The 869-nt window shown below is 67.0% G+C and carries 1 pseudogene; it reads left to right on the top strand.

From position 1 onward, the window contains the following. Nucleotides 1-863 (top strand): annotated as a pseudogene (locus D588_RS0114715) (IS3 family transposase); the annotation flags it as partial. Nucleotides 864-869 lie beyond the last annotated feature (6 nt).

Raw genomic sequence — 869 nt, forward strand, 5'->3', positions numbered from 1 at the left:
GCCCTGCGAAAAAAGTGGTGACCGCACCGGCGCGCAGGATGCTGGTGCGGCAGCTGATGGAGCGCGGGCTCACGGAGCGTCGGGCGCTGGCCGTGGTGGGGATGAGCGCCAGCGCGCTGCGCTACGTCCCGCGTCCGGATCGCAACGTCGAGCTGCGCGAGCGGATCCTGGCGCTGGCGCAGCGGCACAAGCGCTACGGCGTCGGGATGATCTATCTGAAGCTGCGGTAGGAGCAGTGGCCGGTGAACTACAAGCGGGTGGAGCGGCTGTATCAGCAAGCCAGGTTGCAGGTGCGCCGGCGCAAGCGCAAGAAGGTGCTGCTGGGCGAGCGCCAGCGGTTGCTTCGGCCTGAAGCGGTCAACCAGGTCTGGTCGATGGACTTCGTGTTCGACCGCACCGCCGAGGGCCGGATGCTCAAGGCCCTGACCATCGTCGACGATGCCACGCACGAGGCGGTGGCGATCGAGGTGGAGCGGGCCATCTCCGGCCACGGCGTGGCGCGGGTGCTGGATCGGCTGGCGCTGACACGGGGTCTGCCGCAGGTGATCCGCACCGACAACGGCAAGGAGTTCTGCGGCAAGACGATGGTGACGTGGGCCCACGCGCGCGGTGTGCAGCTGCGCTTGATCCAGCCAGGCAAGCCGAACCAGAACGCCTACATCGAGAGCTTCAACGGCCGCCTGCGCGACGAGTGCCTCAACGAACACTGGTTCCCGACGTTGCTGCACGCCCGCACCGAGATCGAGACCTGGCGACGGGAATACAACGAGGAGCGACCGAAGAAGATCTTGGGCGGCCTGACCCCGGCCGTCTATGCCCAACAGCTAGCGGCCAAAGCCGCTACGATGAAACCCGGACTCTAAAGAGCC

Source organism: Xanthomonas sp. SHU 308 (assembly GCF_000364645.1).
GTDB lineage: Bacteria > Pseudomonadota > Gammaproteobacteria > Xanthomonadales > Xanthomonadaceae > Xanthomonas_A > Xanthomonas_A sontii.